This window comes from Amycolatopsis sp. cmx-8-4 (genome assembly GCF_046548675.1).
Taxonomy (GTDB): Bacteria; Actinomycetota; Actinomycetes; order Mycobacteriales; family Pseudonocardiaceae; genus Amycolatopsis.
This window is the reverse complement of record NZ_JAEBDZ010000016.1, coordinates 1-16,276: the sequence shown is the minus strand read 5'-3', so window position 1 is coordinate 16,276 and position 16,276 is coordinate 1. Positions and strand designations below refer to the sequence as shown.

Below are 16,276 nucleotides of genomic sequence, written 5' to 3'. Positions count from 1 at the left end.
CAGTACGACCTGATTGCATGCAATACTGCCCGGATGGCCCGCACCCCTTTGCGCAGCGATCTCATCGAGGAGATCACCACCCGCGTGCTCGACGGGCGGCTCGCCGCCGGCGCCCGCGTCAACGAGGTGCACCTGGCCCGTGAGCTGGGCGTCAGCCGGACGCCGCTGCGGGAGGCGCTGATCGGGCTCGCCGGTCGCGGCCTGCTCGTGGCCGAGCCGGGGCGCGGCTTCCTCGTGCCGCCGTTCGACCCGGACGAGGCCCGCCGGCTCTACCCGCTGGTCGCCGAGCTGGAGGCCCTCGCCCTGCGCTGGACGTCGCCGCTGGAGCTCGCCGGGCTGCCCGACGCGCTCGACGTCGTCGCCGACGGGATGGCCGCGGCGCTGGAGCGCGGCGAGGATCTGTCCGAAGTGGACGAACGGTGGCACGCGCTGCTGCTGTCCCGCTGCCCGAACCCGCACCTGCTGCGGTTGATCGAGCAGACCAAGCCACTGCTCAAGCGGTACGAATCGTGCTACTTCGGCGGGGCGGCCCGCGCCGGGGAGAGCATCGGCGAGCACCGCCGGATCGCCGCGGCACTGCGGGACGGCGACCTGCCGACGGCGTCCGCGGTGCTCGTCCGCAACTGGGTGAAAGCCTTGGCGTACCTGGGGAAGGACGAAAGATGATCATCGCGCACCTGAGCGACCTGCACCTCGACGACGGGCCGCGCGCGGAAGAACGCGTCGCCGTCGTGATGGCGTACCTGGACGGGCCGGCCGTCGCCGCGGTCGTCGTCACCGGCGACATCGCCGACCACGGCGCGGCCGCGGAGTACGCGCGGGCCGCCGAGCTGCTGAAGCACCCGGCGCCGGTGCTGGTGTGTCCCGGCAACCACGACGTCCGCGCACAGTTCCGGACAGGTTTGCTCGACCAGCCGGCGTCGGACGACCCGATCGATTACGCCCGCGAGGTCGACGGCGTGCTGTTCGCCATGTGCGACTCGACGATCCCCGGCCGCGGCGCGGGTCACCTCGCCGACGAGACCCTCGCCTGGCTCGACGGCGTGCTGTCCGGCGGCGACGGCCCGGCGTTCGTCGCCTTCCACCACCCGCCGGTCGAGGTCGGCCTCCCGCTGGTGGACGGCATCCGCCAGATGGGGGAGGAGCGGCTGGCCGCGGTACTGGCCCGCCACCCGCGCGTGGTGGCGTTGCTGGCCGGCCACGTCCACACCGGCGCGTCGACGACGTTCGCCGGCGTGCCGCTGCGGATCGCGCCGGGCGTCGTCTCGGGGTCGCTGCTGCCGGTCGAGCCGGGCGGCGACCGGGGTTGGGACGAGGGCGGCCCGCTGGAGTACGACCGGCCGCCGTCGCTGCTGCTGCACGTGCTGCACGACGACGGCCGGGTGACCACGCACCACCGCGTGGTCCCGTACATCTCTTAGGGAGTGAAGATCGGCAGCGTGATCCGCGACGGGCGGGCCGCGTCGTGGAAGATCTCGAAGCGGTTCGGCTTGCCGTCCACCGCCGCGGTGACCGGCTCGCCGGTGCCGTGGTTGCGCGCGAACCGGGGGAACGCGCCGCCCGCCACCTGGACGCGCAGCCGGTGGCCGCGGCGGAAGCGGTAGGCCGTCGGGTCGAGCGTGACCTCCGCCGTCACCACGCCGCCGGTGTCCGCTTCGGGGAAGCCCGGCCGCAGCCGCAGGATCCCGTCGGTGACGTTGCGGGAGACGCCGCCCGCGTCGACGTCGCAGAGCCGGACGTAGACGTCGGCGTGCCCGAGCTCGGTCCGCACGTGCACGGTCGCGGCCACCTCGCCGATGACGTCCAGGTCCGACGCGAGCGGCTCGCCGGTGAAGACCAGCACGTCCGGCCGGGCCTCGATCTCCTGGTTGTCGCGCTGCTTCGTCACGCCCGTCAGCAGCGGCCCGCCGACCGCCGGGGTCGGGTCCGCCGGGTCGTAGGTGAACGTCGTCGGCCGCGCTTCGTCGCCGCCCACCTCGCCGAGGCCGCCGATCGGGCGCAGGTGTGCCGCCGTCGCGGTCGACGGCGGCGGCCACGCCTCGAAGTCCAGCCAGGTGTCCGCGCCCTGCAGGAAGATCCGGACCGGCGCGCGCTGCAGGAACGTGCGGTCGCCGAGCAGGTGGGCGCGCAGGAACCCGAGCTGGTCCTGGATCATCGGGCGCATGCTCGCCGGCTCGCCGTGGGACCACGGGCCGATCGTGATCCGCGGCGCCTTGCCGGCCTCGGCGAGCCGCCGGAAGTCCTGCAGCTGCCCGCGGATGAACAGGTCGTACCAGCCGGTGACCATCGACACCGCGACGTCGAGCTTCTCGACGTCGGCGCTGTGGTCGGACATGGCCCAGTAGGTGTCGTCCGGCACGAAGTGCTCGGTGATGTCCTGCAGGAACTTCACCGGCTTCCCGATCGCGGCGACGTCGGCGCCGCTGAGCGGCAGGTGCGCCATCGCGCGGCGCGTCTTGCGCGCCTGCAGCGGGTTCGGGAACGCGCCGAAGCGCTCTTCCTGGCGGCCGATCATCGCCGACCACGACACCATGTTGTCCGCCGCGAGCACGCCGCCCGGGTAGAACGTCGAGACGAACTCCGACGCCGTGATGCCGAGGCACATGGCGGCCAGCGGCGGGTCGAGGTAGGGCCCGAGCGCCCACTGCGTGTGCCCGAGGTAGCTGGCGCCCGCCATCGCGAGGTTGCCGTCGCACCACGGCTGCGCGCGCAGCCATTCGGCGGTGGCGATGCCGTCCTCCCGCTCGAGGTGGAACGGCCGGAACTCGCCGCCGGAGCCGAACGAGCCGCGGGTGCTCTGGATGACCGTCTGCAGCCCGTGCCGCGAGAACGTGTTCCCGAACAGCTTCGACAGGAGGCCGGCGCGCCCGTACGGCGTGCGGATCAGCACCACCGGCGCGGGCGTGTCACCCGCCGGGGCGTACCGGTCCGCGAGCAGCGTGACGCCGTCGGGCATCGGCACCGGCAGGTCGCGCGTGATGACCGGTTTCGGTCCTTCGGCGCGGGGGAGTCCGAGAGCTCTGTCGACAAGTCGGTCCAGCACGGGCACACGCCTTCCGAAGCGGAGTAACACCTTCCGGATCCGACGGTACCCGAGGTCGCGCGCCTGGCAACCGGAGCGACGTGGCTCAGGGACTCCCCACGCCGAGTGCTTCGGCCAGTTTTCCGGTGACGCGCAGGTTTTCCGGCCCGGGTGGCACGCTCACCCCGCACAGCGCCAGCGCCGCGGCCAGCACGGGCCGCCGGGCCCGGTCGCCGCCGTCGGCGATCTTGACCGCGATCGCCGTGCCGTCGGGCAGGGCCGCGACCTGGACGGCTTCGAAGCCGTCCTTCGCGATGAGCCCGGGCACCGCGCGCAGCACGGCGGTGACGTCGCGGCGGCTGCCGCCGACCAGTTCGGGGTGCCGGCGGATCGCGTCGGCGACCAGGTGGTCCGGCGTTCCCGGCGCGGCCGTGGCGATCTTCGAGGCGGCGGTGGCGAGCCCGCGCAGCGTGGTCGCGAACAGCGGCGCGCCGCAGCCGTCGACCGCGACCCGCTCGATCGCGCGGCCGGTCAGGTCCTCGAAGGTGGCGGCGATCGCGCGTTGCAGCGGGTGGGCCGGGTCGAGGTAACCGTCGGACGCCCAGCCGTTCAGCTCGCAGGTCGCCAGCATTGCCGCGTGCTTGCCGGAGCAGTTGTGCGCGAGCTTGCTCGGGGCCCGCCCGGCCGCGACCCAAGCGTCGCGTTCGACCGGGTCGTACGGGAAGTCGGCCGGGTTGCCCAGCTCGCCGGGGGAGCGCTCGCCGAGCACCGCGGACGCGGCGTCGAGGTGCATCCGCTCGCCGGAGTGGCTGGCCGCCGCGATGGCGAACCCGGCGGGCGGCAGCCGCAGCCCGAGCCGCGCCATCGCCGTGGCCTGCACCGGTTTCGCGGTCGACCGCGGGTACATCGGGGCGTCCGGCGCGCCGGCGCCGAACAGGGTGGTGCCGTCCGGGGCGAGCACGATCACCGAGCCGTGGTGCCCGCCCTCGACCATGCCGTCGCGCACCAGCTCGACCAGGAGTTCGTGGTTCACAGGCCCGCCTTGTCGAACGCCTTCATGTCGATCCGCTTCCGCACGGCGAACCAGCCGGCGATCAGCGCGAGAGCGATCACCGGCAGCGCCATGAGCGTGATCCGGCCGGTCTCGTCGAAGCCCATCAGCACCACGACGGCGGCGAGGAACACCAGCGTCACGATCTCGGTGTAGGGCGAGAACGGCAGCCGGAACGACGGCCGCTCCAGGCCGTCCCGCTCGGTCTTGCGGACGAACAGGAGGTGGCACAGCACGATGATGGCCCAGGTCGCGAGGATGCCGATCGCGGCGAAGTTCAGCACGATGTCGAAGGCCTCCTTCGGCACCAGGTAGTTCAGGCCGACGCCGAGCACGCAGACCGACGCCGTCAGCAGGATCCCGCCGTAGGGCACCTGGTTGCGGTTCAGCACGCCGGTGAACTTCGGCGCGGACCCGGCCGCGGCCATCGACCGCAGGATCCGGCCGGTCGAGTACAGCCCCGAATTGAGACTGGACAGCGCCGCGGTGAGCACGACGAGGTTCATCACGCTGTCCGCGGCCGGTACGCCCAGGTGCGACAGCACGGTGACGAACGGGCTCTGCTCCTTCGTGTAGGAGCTCCACGGCAGCAGCATGGCCAGCAGCACGACCGAGCCGACGTAGAACACGGCGATGCGCCACATGATGGAGTTGATCGCCTTCGGCATGATCTTCTCCGGGTGCTCGGTCTCGCCCGCGGCGACGCCGACCAGCTCGATGGACGCGTAGGCGAACACCACGCCCTGCACGATCATGACCATCGGCAGCAGCCCGGCCGGGAAGATGCCGCCGTGCCCGGTGATCAGCTGCGGCCCGCCCGCGACGCCGTCGATCGGCGTCCGCGTGGCCAGCAGCACGATCCCGATGACCATGAACAGCACCAGTGCGGCGACCTTGACGATGGCGAACCAGAACTCCATCTCGCCGAACAGCTTCACCGAAACCAGGTTCAGCGTCAGCACGACGGCGAGCGCGATCAGCGCGAGCACCCACTGCGGGATCGGTGTGAAGAAGGACCAGAAGTGCGCGTAGAGCGCGATGGCCGTGATGTCGGCGATGCCGGTGGTCGACCAGTTCAGGAAGTGCATCCAGCCGGCGACGTATGCGCCCTTCTCGCCCATGAACTCCCGCGCGTAGGAGACGAACGCGCCGCTCGAAGGCCGGTACAGGATGAGCTCGCCGAGCGCGCGGACGACGAAGAACGCGAAGAGCCCGCAGACGGCGTAGACGATCGCCAGTGCCGGTCCGGCCTGGGCGAGCCGGCCGCCCGCGCCGAGGAACAGGCCGGTGCCGATGGCCCCGCCGATCGCGATCATGTTCACGTGCCGCGGTTTCAGGGCCTTGCGGTAACCGGCGTCGCCCGCGTCGGCGGTGGTTTCCGGGGTGAGGGTCTGTTCGGTCAAGGTGCTACTCGTCCCCGTTCACGATGCTGGTCAAGGTGGCTTCGACGTGCCGCAGGTGGGCCGTCATGGCCTCGACCGCGGCGGCTTCCGCGCCGTCGGCGATCGCCGTGACGATCGCCCGGTGCTCGACGTTCGAGCGCTGCCGGCGGTCGCCGAGCTGGTTGAGGAAGGCGGACTGGCGGGCCAGCGCGTCCCGGATCTCCTCGATCACCTTCCCGAACACGGGGTTGCCCGAAGCCTGGGCGATGGTGATGTGGAACAGCGAGTCCAGCGCGACCCACGCGGTGTTGTCGGTCTCGGCGTCCATCCGCTCGACGAGGTGGCCGAGCAGGTCGAGGTCGTCGGCGGAGCGCCGCAGCGCCGCGTACCCGGCGACCGGGATCTCGACGTGCCGGCGCACCTCGATCAGGTCGCGGGCCGAGTACGGCCCGAACACCGGGTGCTCGGCGGGCCCGGTCGCGGTGACGAAGGTGCCCTTGCCGGACTTCGACTCGGTGAGCCCCAGCGCCTGCAGCCCGCGCAGCGCCTCCCGGACCACCGAGCGGCTGACCTCGAACTCCTTGCCCAGCGCGGCCTCGGACGGCAGCTTGTCGCCGACGGCGTACTCGCCGCGTTCGATCTGGCGGCGCAGGTGGGCCAGCACGGCCTCCATGGCGCTCACCCGCCGGGGACCGGCTGTCCGGCTGTCGGACAGGTTCATGGATCGGATGCTCGGTCCCGGCCGCGGCGGTGTCAACGCGGGACCACGCGCTTGTGGCTCACTTCACCGGCCACCCTGACAACCGGACAGAAGTTCACCGGGTCGTTGACGGGTGCAAACGGGTGACCGTAGCGTTGCGCAGCGTCAGTCTGACAACGTTGTCGCACGTCACCGGCGAAGGGCGGGCCATGGCCGCGCGGAAGATCCTGACCCTGCTCGGAGCGGTGGCCCTCGCGGCGACGGCGTTCGCGACGCCCGCCGCGGCCGGCGTCGAGCTGGTCACCGATCCGGCGTCCTACGTCGACCCGCTGATCGGCAGCACCAACGCGGGCAACACCTACCCGGGCGCGACGACGCCGTTCGGGATGATCGCCTGGAGCCCGACCACGACGAAGGGGCTGCAGAACGGGACCGGCGCCGCCGGCGGTTACCAGTACGACGTCACGCGGGTACGCGGCTTCAGCCTGACCCACCTCAACGGCACCGGCTGCACGCCGGGCGCGTCCGGCGACGTGCCGATCATGCCGTTCCCCGGCGCCGTCCTGTCCTCGCCGTCGGCCGATCGCACCGACCAGGTCTTCGCCAGCGACTTCTCGCACGCCGACGAGACCGCCGAGCCGGGCCACTACGGCGTCGGCCTGGCCAACGGCGTCGGCGTGGACCTCACCACCACCGACCGGGCCGGGCTCGGCCGGTTCACCTTCCCCGCGGATAAGCCGGCGAACCTGCTCTTCCGGACGTCGAACTCGCTGCCGGGCAGCGCGAACGCCTCGATCAGCATCGACGCGGCGCACCGGCGGGTGACCGGCTCGGTCGACTCGGGCGGCTTCTGCGGCCGCACCACCGGCGGCGAGGAGAACCAGCGCTCCTACTACACGCTGCACTTCAGCGTCACCTTCGACCAGCCGATCAGCGGCCAGGGCACCTGGGTCGACGGCACCCTGCGGCCGGGCACGAGCAGCGCGACCGGTGGCGAGGGCTTCACCGACGCCGCACGCGCCGGCAAGGGCTCGGGCGGCTACGTCGGCTTCGACGCGAGCAAGGGGCCGGTCAGCGCGCGGATCGGCATCTCCTACGTCAGCGCCGCCAACGCGCAGCGCAACGCCGACGCCGAGATCCCGGCCGGCCGGACGTTCGACGGCGTCCGCGCGTCGGCCCGGAAGGCGTGGCAGGACCAGCTGACGAAGATCGAGCTCGGCGGCGGCACGCACGCGCAGCTCACGACGTTCTACACCGCGCTCTACCACGCGCTGCAGCAGCCGAGCCTGGCCAGCGACGTCACCGGCGAGTACCTCGGCAGCGACCGGAAGGTCCACCGGCTCGCGAAGGGCCAGCACGCGCAGTACGGCACGTTCTCCGGCTGGGACGTCTACCGCGGGCAGGTCCAGCTGCTCGCGTTCCTCGACCCGGCCCGGGCGAGCGACTACGCGCAGTCGCTCTACAACTTCGCCGGGCAGAACGGCGGTGAGTGGGACCGCTGGCTGCACGACAACGGCGGCACGCACGTGATGTCCGGCGACCCGTCGGCACCCGCGCTGGCCGGGATGTACGCCTTCGGCGCCCGCGATTTCGACGTCCGAGGCGCCTTCGGCTCGCTGGCCCGCGCGGCCACCGTGCCGACCGCGAACGACACCCGCGACGCCGGCTGCCCGATCCAGTGCGTCGGCCAGCGGCCGGGCCTGGCCGACTACCTGAAGCTGCACTACGCGCCGGACGACGCCTGCCACTGCTGGGGCTCGGCCGCCGAGACGCTCGAAGACTCCGTCGCCGACTTCGCGCTGTCGGACTGGGCGTCGCGTCTCGGTCAGGACCCGGCCGCGTTCCTCGCGCGCTCCGGCTACTGGCGCAACCTGGTCAACCCGCGCGCGAGCGCCGACGGCCCGTACGTCCAGGCGCGCAAGGCCGACGGCTCGTGGGTGACGCCGTTCCAGCCGTCGACCGACACGGGCTTCGTCGAGGGCAGCAGCGCGCAGTACACGTGGATGGCCTCGCACGACGTCGCCGGCGTGGTCGGCGGCCTGGGCGGCGCGCCCGCCGCGGTGAAGCGCCTCGACGGCTTCTTCCACGACGCGGCGGGCAACTGGGCGCTGTCGGGCGTCGACGACGTCCACTACAACCCGGGCAACGAGCCGGACATCAACGCGCCCTGGCTCTACGACTACCTCGGCCGGCCGTGGCAGACGCAGCAGACGGTCCGCCAGATCGTGAACACGGTCTACGGCCCGGGCACCGGCGGCCTGCCGGGCAACGACGACCTCGGCACCATGTCGGCCTGGTACGTCTTCGCCACGCTCGGCATGTTCCCGCAGGTCCCGAGCCGAGCGGACCTCGTGCTGGCGTCGCCGCTGTTCCCGCGCGCGGTCGTCCACCGCGGCAACGGTGCGACGATCACGGTCGAAGCCCCGCGCGCCTCGGCGGACACGTACTACGTCCAGGGCGTGCGCGTGAACGGCTCGCCGTCGTCCAAGCCGTGGGTGGCGGAGTCGTTCGTCGCGAACGGCGGCACGATCACCTACGACCTGTCGGCGACCCCGAACCCGACGTGGGGCACGGCGGCCGCGGACGCCCCGCCGCAGGCCGCGCTCCCGGCATTTCACCCGAACGTGGCCGCCCCGGCCGTCGCGCCCAAGCCGTCCCGGATCCTCGTCACCCCGCTCGGCTGACGCGCGTGCGCACCTCCGGGTGACCGCCCGGCAGCACCGCGTGCCGTGATCATCACCGCTCGAAGCGGTGGCGCGTCGCACCGCCGGAACCGTCCCGGCGAGGAGCAGAATCGAGCGCGGCGAGCACGTGCGCGGGCCACTCGAGCCACGGGTTAGGGTGAGTGACCCGCGCGCAGCCGGTCCCACCGACCTAGGGGAGGTTTTCGCTGGTGTCGAACGATTCCTTCGTCCACCTGCACGTCCACACCGAGTACTCGATGCTCGACGGTGCGGCGAAGATCGCTCCCCTCTTCGCGGAGGCGGCGCGCCTCGGCATGCCCGCGGTCGGCATGACCGACCACGGCAACATGTACGGCGGCGACGAGTTCTACCAACAGTCCAAGAAGCACGGCATCAAGCCGATCATCGGCATCGAGGCCTACGTCGCGCCGGAGAGCCGCTTCCACAAGAAGCCGGTCTTCTGGGGGCAGCAGAACCAGCGCGGGTCCGACGAGCTGGGCGAGGGCGGCGACGTCTCGGGCGCCGGCGCGTACACCCACATGACGATGCTCGCGCAGAACGCCACCGGCCTGCGGAACCTGTTCAAGCTGTCCTCGCTGGCCAGCATGCAGGGCTACTACCGCAAGCCCCGGATGGACCGCGAGCTGATCTCGGAGAACCACTCGGGGATCATCGCGACCACCGGCTGCCCGTCGGGCGAGGTGCAGACCCGGCTGCGGCTGGGCCAGAAGGAAGCGGCGATCCAGGCCGCGTCCGACTACAAGGACATCTTCGGCGCCGACAACTTCTTCCTCGAGCTGATGGACCACGGCCTGCCGATCGAGCGGTCGGTCCGCGAGGGCCTCCTCGAGGTCGGCCGGCTGCTCGACCTCAAGCCGATCGCGACGAACGACTCGCACTACGTCACCAAGGACCAGGCCGACACGCACTCGGCGCTGCTGTGCGTCCAGGCCGGCAAGACCCTGAACGACCCGACCCGGTTCAAGTTCGACGGTGACGGTTACTACCTCAAGGCCGCCGCCGAGATGCGCGAGTACTGGGACAAGGAAGTTCCCGGCGCGTCGGACAACACGCTGCTGATCGCCGAGCGCGTCGAGTCCTACGAGGACGTCTACTCGCACAAGGACCGGCTGCCGTTCTTCGAGGTGCCCGAGGGCTACGACCAGGGCGGCTGGCTGCGCGAAGAGGTCGCGAAGGGCCTGGCCTGGCGGTTCCCGGCCGGTCCGCCCGAGGGCTACGACGAGCGGATCGAGAAGGAGCTCGACGTCATCATCGGGAAGGGCTTCCCGGCCTACTTCCTGATCGTCGCCGACCTCATCAGCTACGCCCGCCGCGTCGGCATCCGCGTCGGCCCCGGCCGTGGTTCGGCCGCCGGTTCGCTGGTCGCGTACGTGCTCGGTATCACCAACCTGGACCCGATCCCGCAGAAGCTGCTGTTCGAGCGGTTCCTGAACCCCGAGCGCGTCTCGATGCCCGACATCGACATCGACTTCGACGACCGCCGGCGCGGCGAGATGATCCGGTACGCGACCGACAAGTACGGCGTCGACAAGGTCGCCCAGGTCATCACCTTCGGCACCATCAAGACCAAAGCCGCGATCAAGGACTCGGCGCGGGTCCACTTCGGCCAGCCGGGGTACGCGATCGCGGACAAGATCTCCAAGGCGCTGCCGCCGCCGATCATGGCGAAGGACATCCCGCTCTCGGGCATCGTCGACAGCAAGCACGAGCGCTTCGGCGAGGCCGCCGAGGTCCGCGCGCTGGTCGAGACGGACGAAGAGTGCAAGACGATCTTCGACACCGCCCGCGGTCTCGAAGGCCTGATCCGCAACGCGGGCGTGCATGCCTGCGCGGTCATCATGTCGTGCGACCCGCTGACCGACGCGATCCCGCTCTGGCAGCGTGACGACGGCTCGATCATCACCGGCTGGGACTACCCGTCGTGCGAGGCCATCGGCCTGCTGAAGATGGACTTCCTGGGCCTGCGGAACCTGACGGTCATCGGTGACGCGATCGACAACATCAAGACCAACCGCGGGATCGACATCGACCTCGACACCCTGGGCGTCGAGGACAAGGAAACCTACAAGCTGCTCGCCCGCGGCGACACGCTCGGCGTGTTCCAGCTGGACGGCGGGCCCATGCGCGACCTGCTGCGCCGCATGGAGCCCACGGTGTTCGACGACATCGTCGCGGTCGGCGCGCTCTACCGCCCCGGCCCGATGGGCATGAACGCGCACAACGACTACGCCGACCGCAAGAACAACCGGCAGAAGGTCAAGCCGATCCACCCGGAGCTCGACGAGCCGCTGCGGGAGATCCTGGCCGACACCTACGGCCTGATCGTGTACCAAGAGCAGATCATGCACATCGGCCAGAAGGTGGCCGGGTACACGATGGGTCGCGCGGACGTGCTCCGCCGCGCGATGGGCAAGAAGAAGAAGGAAGTCCTCGACCTCGAGTACGACGGCTTCGAGGCCGGCATGAAGGCCAGCCCCCTGCTCGAGGGCGGGTTCTCCGCCGAGGCCGTCAAGGCGCTCTGGGACACGATCCTCCCGTTCGCCGGCTACGCGTTCAACAAGAGCCACGCGGCCGCGTACGGCCTGATCTCGTACTGGACCGCCTACCTCAAGGCGAACTTCCGGGCCGAGTACATGGCGGCCCTGCTGACGTCGGTCGGCGACAACAAGGACAAGTCGGCGGTCTACCTGTCCGAGTGCCGCCGCCTCGGCATCAAGGTGCTGCCCCCGGACGTCAACGAGTCGGCCCTGCGGTTCGCGGCCGTCGGCGAGGACATCCGCTTCGGCCTCGGCGCGGTCCGCAACGTCGGCGCGAACGTCGTCGAGTCGATCATCAAGACCCGCGCGGAGAAGGGGAAGTACTCCACCTTCACCGACTTCCTCGACAAGTCCGAGCTCGTGGTCTGCAACAAGCGGGTCATCGAGTCGCTGATCAAGGCGGGCGGGTTCGATTCGCTCGGCCACACGCGGCTGTCGATGATCCAGGTCCACGAAGACGCGGTCGAAGCCGTCGTCCCGCTCAAGCGCCAGGAGGCGATGGGCCAGTTCGACCTGTTCGGCTTCGGCGGGGAAGACGGCGAGGAGGCCGCGCCGTCCTCGTCGCCGCTCGCGCACCTGAAGTTCGGCGAGGAGGAGTACCCGCGCAAGCAACTGCTCGCCTACGAGCGCGAGATGCTCGGCCTGTACGTCTCGGCCCACCCGCTCGACGGCGCCGAGCGGATCCTGCGCAAGCACGCCCCGAAGCCGATCGCCGGGATCCTGGCCGACCCGCCCCGGGAGGGCGAGCTCGTCATCTCCGGGCTGATCACGTCGCTCGAACGGCGGGTCAACAAGAAGGGCGAGCCCTGGGCGATCTGCACGGTCGAGGACATGGACGCCTCGCTCGAGGTGCTGTTCTTCCCCAAGTCGTACGCCTTGTTCTCCTCCGAGCTGATCGAGGACAACGCGGTGCTGGTGAAGGGCCGGATCAACTGGCGCGAAGACAAGATGTCGATCTTCGGCGGCGGCCTGGCGACGCTGGACCTGTCCGAGGTCGGCACCGGCAACGGTGACGACGAGCCGCCGCTGGTCCTGCTGGCCGCGGCGGAGAAGATCGACCAGTCGGTGGTGAGCGAGCTGCGCTCCACGCTGCTCGCGCACAAGGGCGAGACGATGGTCCACCTCAAGCTGGTCGGGCGGAACCAGACGGTGTTCGCGCTCCACGACTACCCGGTGAAGGTCAGCTCGATGCTGATCGGCGAGCTGAAGGGCATCCGCGGGATCACCGCGTCGACCTGAGCACGGCTTCCGGACGGGCCGGATCCGCGCGCACAACGCGCGCGGATCCGGCCCTTCGTGTTTGCTGAGTGGGTATCCCCGCCCCGTGAGCACCGGTGAGGTCAGCCCCTCGATGGACGACTACGAACCCGACCCGAAGCGCTGGAAGGCGCTGGCCGTCTCGCTGACGGCCGGGTTCATGGGCCTGCTCGACGTCAGCATCGTCAACGTCGCGCTGCCGTCGATCCAGCGCGACCTGGGCGCGAGCAGCGGCGGGATCCGCTGGGTCGTCTCGGGGTACGCGCTGGCGTTCGGCCTGGTCCTGGTCACCGGCGGCCGCCTCGGCGACGCGTTCGGCCGCCGGAAGATGTTCCTCGGCGCCCTCGCGGCGTTCGTCGCCACCAGCGCACTGGCCGGCGCGGCGCCGAACGAGACGACGCTGGTGCTCGCCCGGCTCGCCCAGGGCATGGCGGCGGGCATGCTCACGCCGCAGAACACCGGCCTGATCCAGGACCTCTTCCGCGGGCCCGAGCGCGGCCGCGCGTTCGGCATGTTCGGCGCGGTCGTCGGCATCTCGACGGCGGTCGGCCCGATCCTCGGCGGCGTGATCCTCGCCGTCTTCGGCGATCCGGACGGCTGGCGCTGGGTGTTCTACGTCAACGTCCCGATCGGCGTGCTCGCGTTCGCCCTGGCCCTGCGGCTGCTGCCCCGCAGCGAGAAGAGCGGGCTCAGGCTGCGGTCGGAGATCGACTTCGTCGGGATCCTGCTGCTCGCCGTCGCGGTCCTCGGCGTCCTGCTCCCGGTGGTGGAGTCCGACGACGGCGGTCCGGCGCGGCTGTGGTGGATGTTCGTCATCGCGCTCGCCTTCGGCGCCGGCTTCGTGCGCTGGGAGCACTCGCTGGTCCGGCGCGGCCGGTCGCCGCTGCTGGACACCCGGCTGTTCACCGGCACCCCGGGGTACGCCAGCGGCGCCGCGGTGGGCGCGCTCTACTTCTGCGGGTTCGCCGGGATCTGGCTGGTCTTCGCGATGTTCTTCCAGCAGGGCCTCGGCTACACGCCCCTGCAGTCCGGGCTGTCGGTGACGCCGTTCGCGCTCGGCTCGGCGGTGGCCGCGGCCGTCGCCGGCCGGCTGGTGCCGCGCTTCGGTCGCCGGCTCACCGTCACCGGGCTGGCGCTGGTCGCCCTCGGCCTGCTGATCGTCGCGTTGCTGGCCCAGCTGGTCCCGCCCGCGGCCGCGGGATGGGCGTTCGCGCTGCCGCTGGTGCTGGCCGGGGTCGGCGGCGGCATGGTGATCTCGCCGAACACGACCTTGACACTGGAGTGCGTCCCGGTCCGGCTGGCCGGCGTCGCCGGCGGCGCGCTGCAGACCGGGCAGCGGATCGGCACGGCGATCGGCACAGCCGTGCTGGCGTCGGTCTTCGGCGCGGTCGTCGTCGCGGCGGGGGACTACCAGGTGGCGCTCACCGTCGCGCTCTGCTGCGCGGCCGTCCTGACGTGCGGCGCGCTGGGCCTCGCCGTGGCCGAACTGCGGGCGCGGAGACACCGTGCGCAGCTTTCCGGGGACGATCCGGCGGCCAGCGGGGCCGAGACGTCCGCCGCGGACGTCCACCGGGGCTAGGAGACTACTTTCCGCAGATTCGCGATGCTCCAAACGAGTGACGAGCGCGGAAAGGCACTGGTGCTACGCAGAGCGACCGGGTAGATCTTATGGAGCCTTCACTGCGCGGCTTCGGCTACCGACAGTGGCAATCGATCGGCCACCCGGGGATGGGGTGACCGGTCTGAGCGACCGAAGCGTCCGGAGTTCGAGGGAGTGGACACACTCGGTCACCTTCCGTCCAGTGAGTGTCGGCGTCCGCGGGGGACCGTCCGGCACTCGCGGAAGGGCTGCCCATCGGCCGGCCGCAGCGCGCGTGACGGCGGCGGGCGGGCCCGGGTGAGGGGGAACCGGGCCCGCCCGTCCTTTTCGCCCGTGTCGCGCTTTCCCGCTGCTCGTGATCATGTTGGGATGACCGGATCCGACAGGCACGAGCCCGGGAGGGTCCATGACCGAGCGGCCGCCGCGGCCCGGAAGCCGGATCCGCCTGTGGCACCGGTCGATGCTGGCGCGCGACCGCGGTGAGCGCCACCGCGTCGCGACGCCGTTGGAACTGCTGTTCGACCTGTGTTTCGTGGTTGCCGTCGGCCAGGCGGCCGCGCAGTTGCACCACGCCTTCGCCGAGGGCCACATCGGCCACGGCGTGTTCTCCTTCGCCCTGGTCTTCTTCGCGATCTGGTGGGGCTGGCTGAACTTCAGCTGGTTCGCGTCGGCGTTCGACACCGACGACGTCCCGTACCGCCTGGCGACGCTGGTGCAGATCGCCGGCGGCCTGACCGTCGCGGCCGGGGTGGAGACCGCCTTCGAGGGCGACTTCCGGTTGATGGTCCCCGGCTACGTGCTGATGCGGCTGTCGATGGTGGCGCAGTGGCTGCGCGCCGCGCGGTCGGACCCGCCCTGCCGGCCCGCCGCCCTGCGCTACGCCGTCGGGATCACCGCCGTCCAGGTGCTGTGGATCGCCCGGCTGTGGCTGTCGGGAACGCCGGCCGTCATCGCCTTCTTCGTGCTCGTCGTGCTCGAGCTCGCCGTCCCGCTGTGGGCGGAGCGCCGCTTCGGCACCACGTGGCACCCGCACCACATCGCCGAGCGGTACGGCCTGTTCACGCTGATCGTGCTCGGCGAGGTGATCCTCGGCGCGACCACCGCGATCAAGGAGGGCGCCGCCGAGGCGGAGCACGTCGGCGGGCTCATCTCGCTCGCCGCGGCCGGCCTGGTGCTGGTGTTCGCCATGTGGTGGCTGTACTTCGACCAGCCGGGGCACGCGCGGCTGGTTCGCCGGCCGACCCTGTTCACGACGATGAGCTGGGGCTACGGCCACTACCTGATCTTCGCGTCCGCGGCGGCGGTCGGGGCCGGGCTCGAGGTGGCGGTCGGCTACGACACCCACACGCTGCACGACGTCGGTCCGATCGCCGCGGCGATGGCGACGACGGTGCCGGTCGCGGTCTTCCTGCTGAGCGTCTGGCTGCTGCACATCGGCCCGGCCAACGAGTGCCGGCCGATCGCCGTCGGCTTCCCGGTGACCGCGGTGCTCGTCGTCGCGGCGTCGTTCACGCCGGTGCCGATCCACGTCGCCGCGGTGCTCACGGCCGCGCTCGTCGCCGTCACGGTCGTCTTCGCCCACGGGCAGCCGCGGGAGTAGATCACCGCAGGTCAGCGGCCTCGTGTGCAAAAAAGGGACCCCCCTGTGCGAGGCCGTTTCGGGGCATGTAAAGTTCTCCAAGTCGCCAGGGAAACCGGGCGGCCGCCAGGGCCACGAACCAAGCTCCCACGAAAGTGGTAGAGTGGGTGGTCCTGAACCGAGGTGATAGCCTCGGAACAACAAAGGCTTGAAACAATCGCCGAGGTTGAGCCCGCGGATAAAGCGGGTGATTCCGGAGTGTGTTGCTTGAGAACTCAACAGTGTGCTAGTGAACTAAGCCAGTAGAGCTTATATATAACCTCGTATGAGGTTCCTTTGAGAATGATTGAGTACATAGTCTCGATCAAACTATTCATTGTTGGAGAGTTTGATCCTGGCTCAGGACGAACGCTGGCGGCGTGCTTAACACATGCAAGTCGAAC

10 protein-coding genes and 1 rRNA gene are annotated in these 16,276 nt (G+C 70.9%); 7 read left to right on the top strand and 4 right to left on the bottom strand.

Annotation, left to right across the window (positions count from 1 at the left end; genetic code table 11):
• Positions 1-33 precede the first annotated feature (33 nt).
• On the top strand, positions 34-666 hold the full coding sequence (locus ACLJQZ_RS29845) for a GntR family transcriptional regulator (RefSeq protein ID WP_410623189.1): 633 nt from the start codon (positions 34-36) through the stop codon (positions 664-666).
• Complete coding sequence (locus tag ACLJQZ_RS29840) at positions 663-1,421, top strand: metallophosphoesterase (protein ID WP_410623188.1); 759 nt, start codon at positions 663-665, stop codon at positions 1,419-1,421. The genes ACLJQZ_RS29845 and ACLJQZ_RS29840 overlap by 4 nt, the downstream gene beginning before the upstream one ends.
• On the opposite strand, the gene ACLJQZ_RS29835 is transcribed toward ACLJQZ_RS29840, so the two are convergent.
• From ACLJQZ_RS29835 to ACLJQZ_RS29820, 4 genes are all read right to left on the bottom strand, one after another.
• A complete protein-coding gene (locus tag ACLJQZ_RS29835) occupies positions 1,418-3,043 on the bottom strand; it encodes a CocE/NonD family hydrolase (protein ID WP_410623187.1) in 1,626 nt (541 codons plus the stop codon). The two genes, ACLJQZ_RS29840 and ACLJQZ_RS29835, sit on opposite strands and share 4 nt — an antisense overlap.
• Before the next feature lie 85 nt (positions 3,044-3,128).
• Positions 3,129-4,055, bottom strand: coding sequence for an asparaginase (locus tag ACLJQZ_RS29830; protein WP_410623186.1), 927 nt, complete (start codon positions 4,053-4,055; stop codon positions 3,129-3,131).
• Positions 4,052-5,476 (bottom strand): amino acid permease, encoded by a 1,425-nt coding sequence (locus ACLJQZ_RS29825; protein ID WP_410623185.1) that lies wholly within the window; start codon positions 5,474-5,476, stop codon positions 4,052-4,054. The genes ACLJQZ_RS29830 and ACLJQZ_RS29825 overlap by 4 nt, the downstream gene beginning before the upstream one ends.
• 4 nt (positions 5,477-5,480) lie before the next feature.
• Entirely contained in the window at positions 5,481-6,128 is a 648-nt protein-coding gene (locus ACLJQZ_RS29820; protein WP_410623349.1) for a FadR/GntR family transcriptional regulator, read from the bottom strand.
• Between the two features lie 206 nt (positions 6,129-6,334).
• Between ACLJQZ_RS29820 and ACLJQZ_RS29815 the strand changes: the two genes are divergently transcribed.
• From ACLJQZ_RS29815 to ACLJQZ_RS29795, 5 genes are all read left to right on the top strand, one after another.
• The gene (locus ACLJQZ_RS29815; protein ID WP_410623184.1) at positions 6,335-8,839 is read left to right on the top strand and encodes a GH92 family glycosyl hydrolase; all 2,505 of its coding nucleotides are present in this window, start codon (positions 6,335-6,337) and stop codon (positions 8,837-8,839) included.
• Positions 8,840-9,048: 209 nt separating this feature from the next.
• The gene (dnaE, locus tag ACLJQZ_RS29810; RefSeq protein ID WP_410623183.1) at positions 9,049-12,636 is read left to right on the top strand and encodes a DNA polymerase III subunit alpha; all 3,588 of its coding nucleotides are present in this window, start codon (positions 9,049-9,051) and stop codon (positions 12,634-12,636) included.
• Between the two features lie 112 nt (positions 12,637-12,748).
• A complete protein-coding gene (locus tag ACLJQZ_RS29805) occupies positions 12,749-14,233 on the top strand; it encodes an MFS transporter (RefSeq protein ID WP_410623348.1) in 1,485 nt (494 codons plus the stop codon).
• 427 nt (positions 14,234-14,660) lie between these two features.
• Positions 14,661-15,854 carry a low temperature requirement protein A gene (locus ACLJQZ_RS29800; protein WP_410623182.1) on the top strand — a complete coding sequence of 398 codons (1,194 nt, stop codon included), beginning with the start codon at positions 14,661-14,663 and terminating at the stop codon, positions 15,852-15,854.
• 355 nt (positions 15,855-16,209) lie between these two features.
• Positions 16,210-16,276: ribosomal RNA gene (locus tag ACLJQZ_RS29795) — 16S ribosomal RNA — on the top strand; the annotation flags it as partial.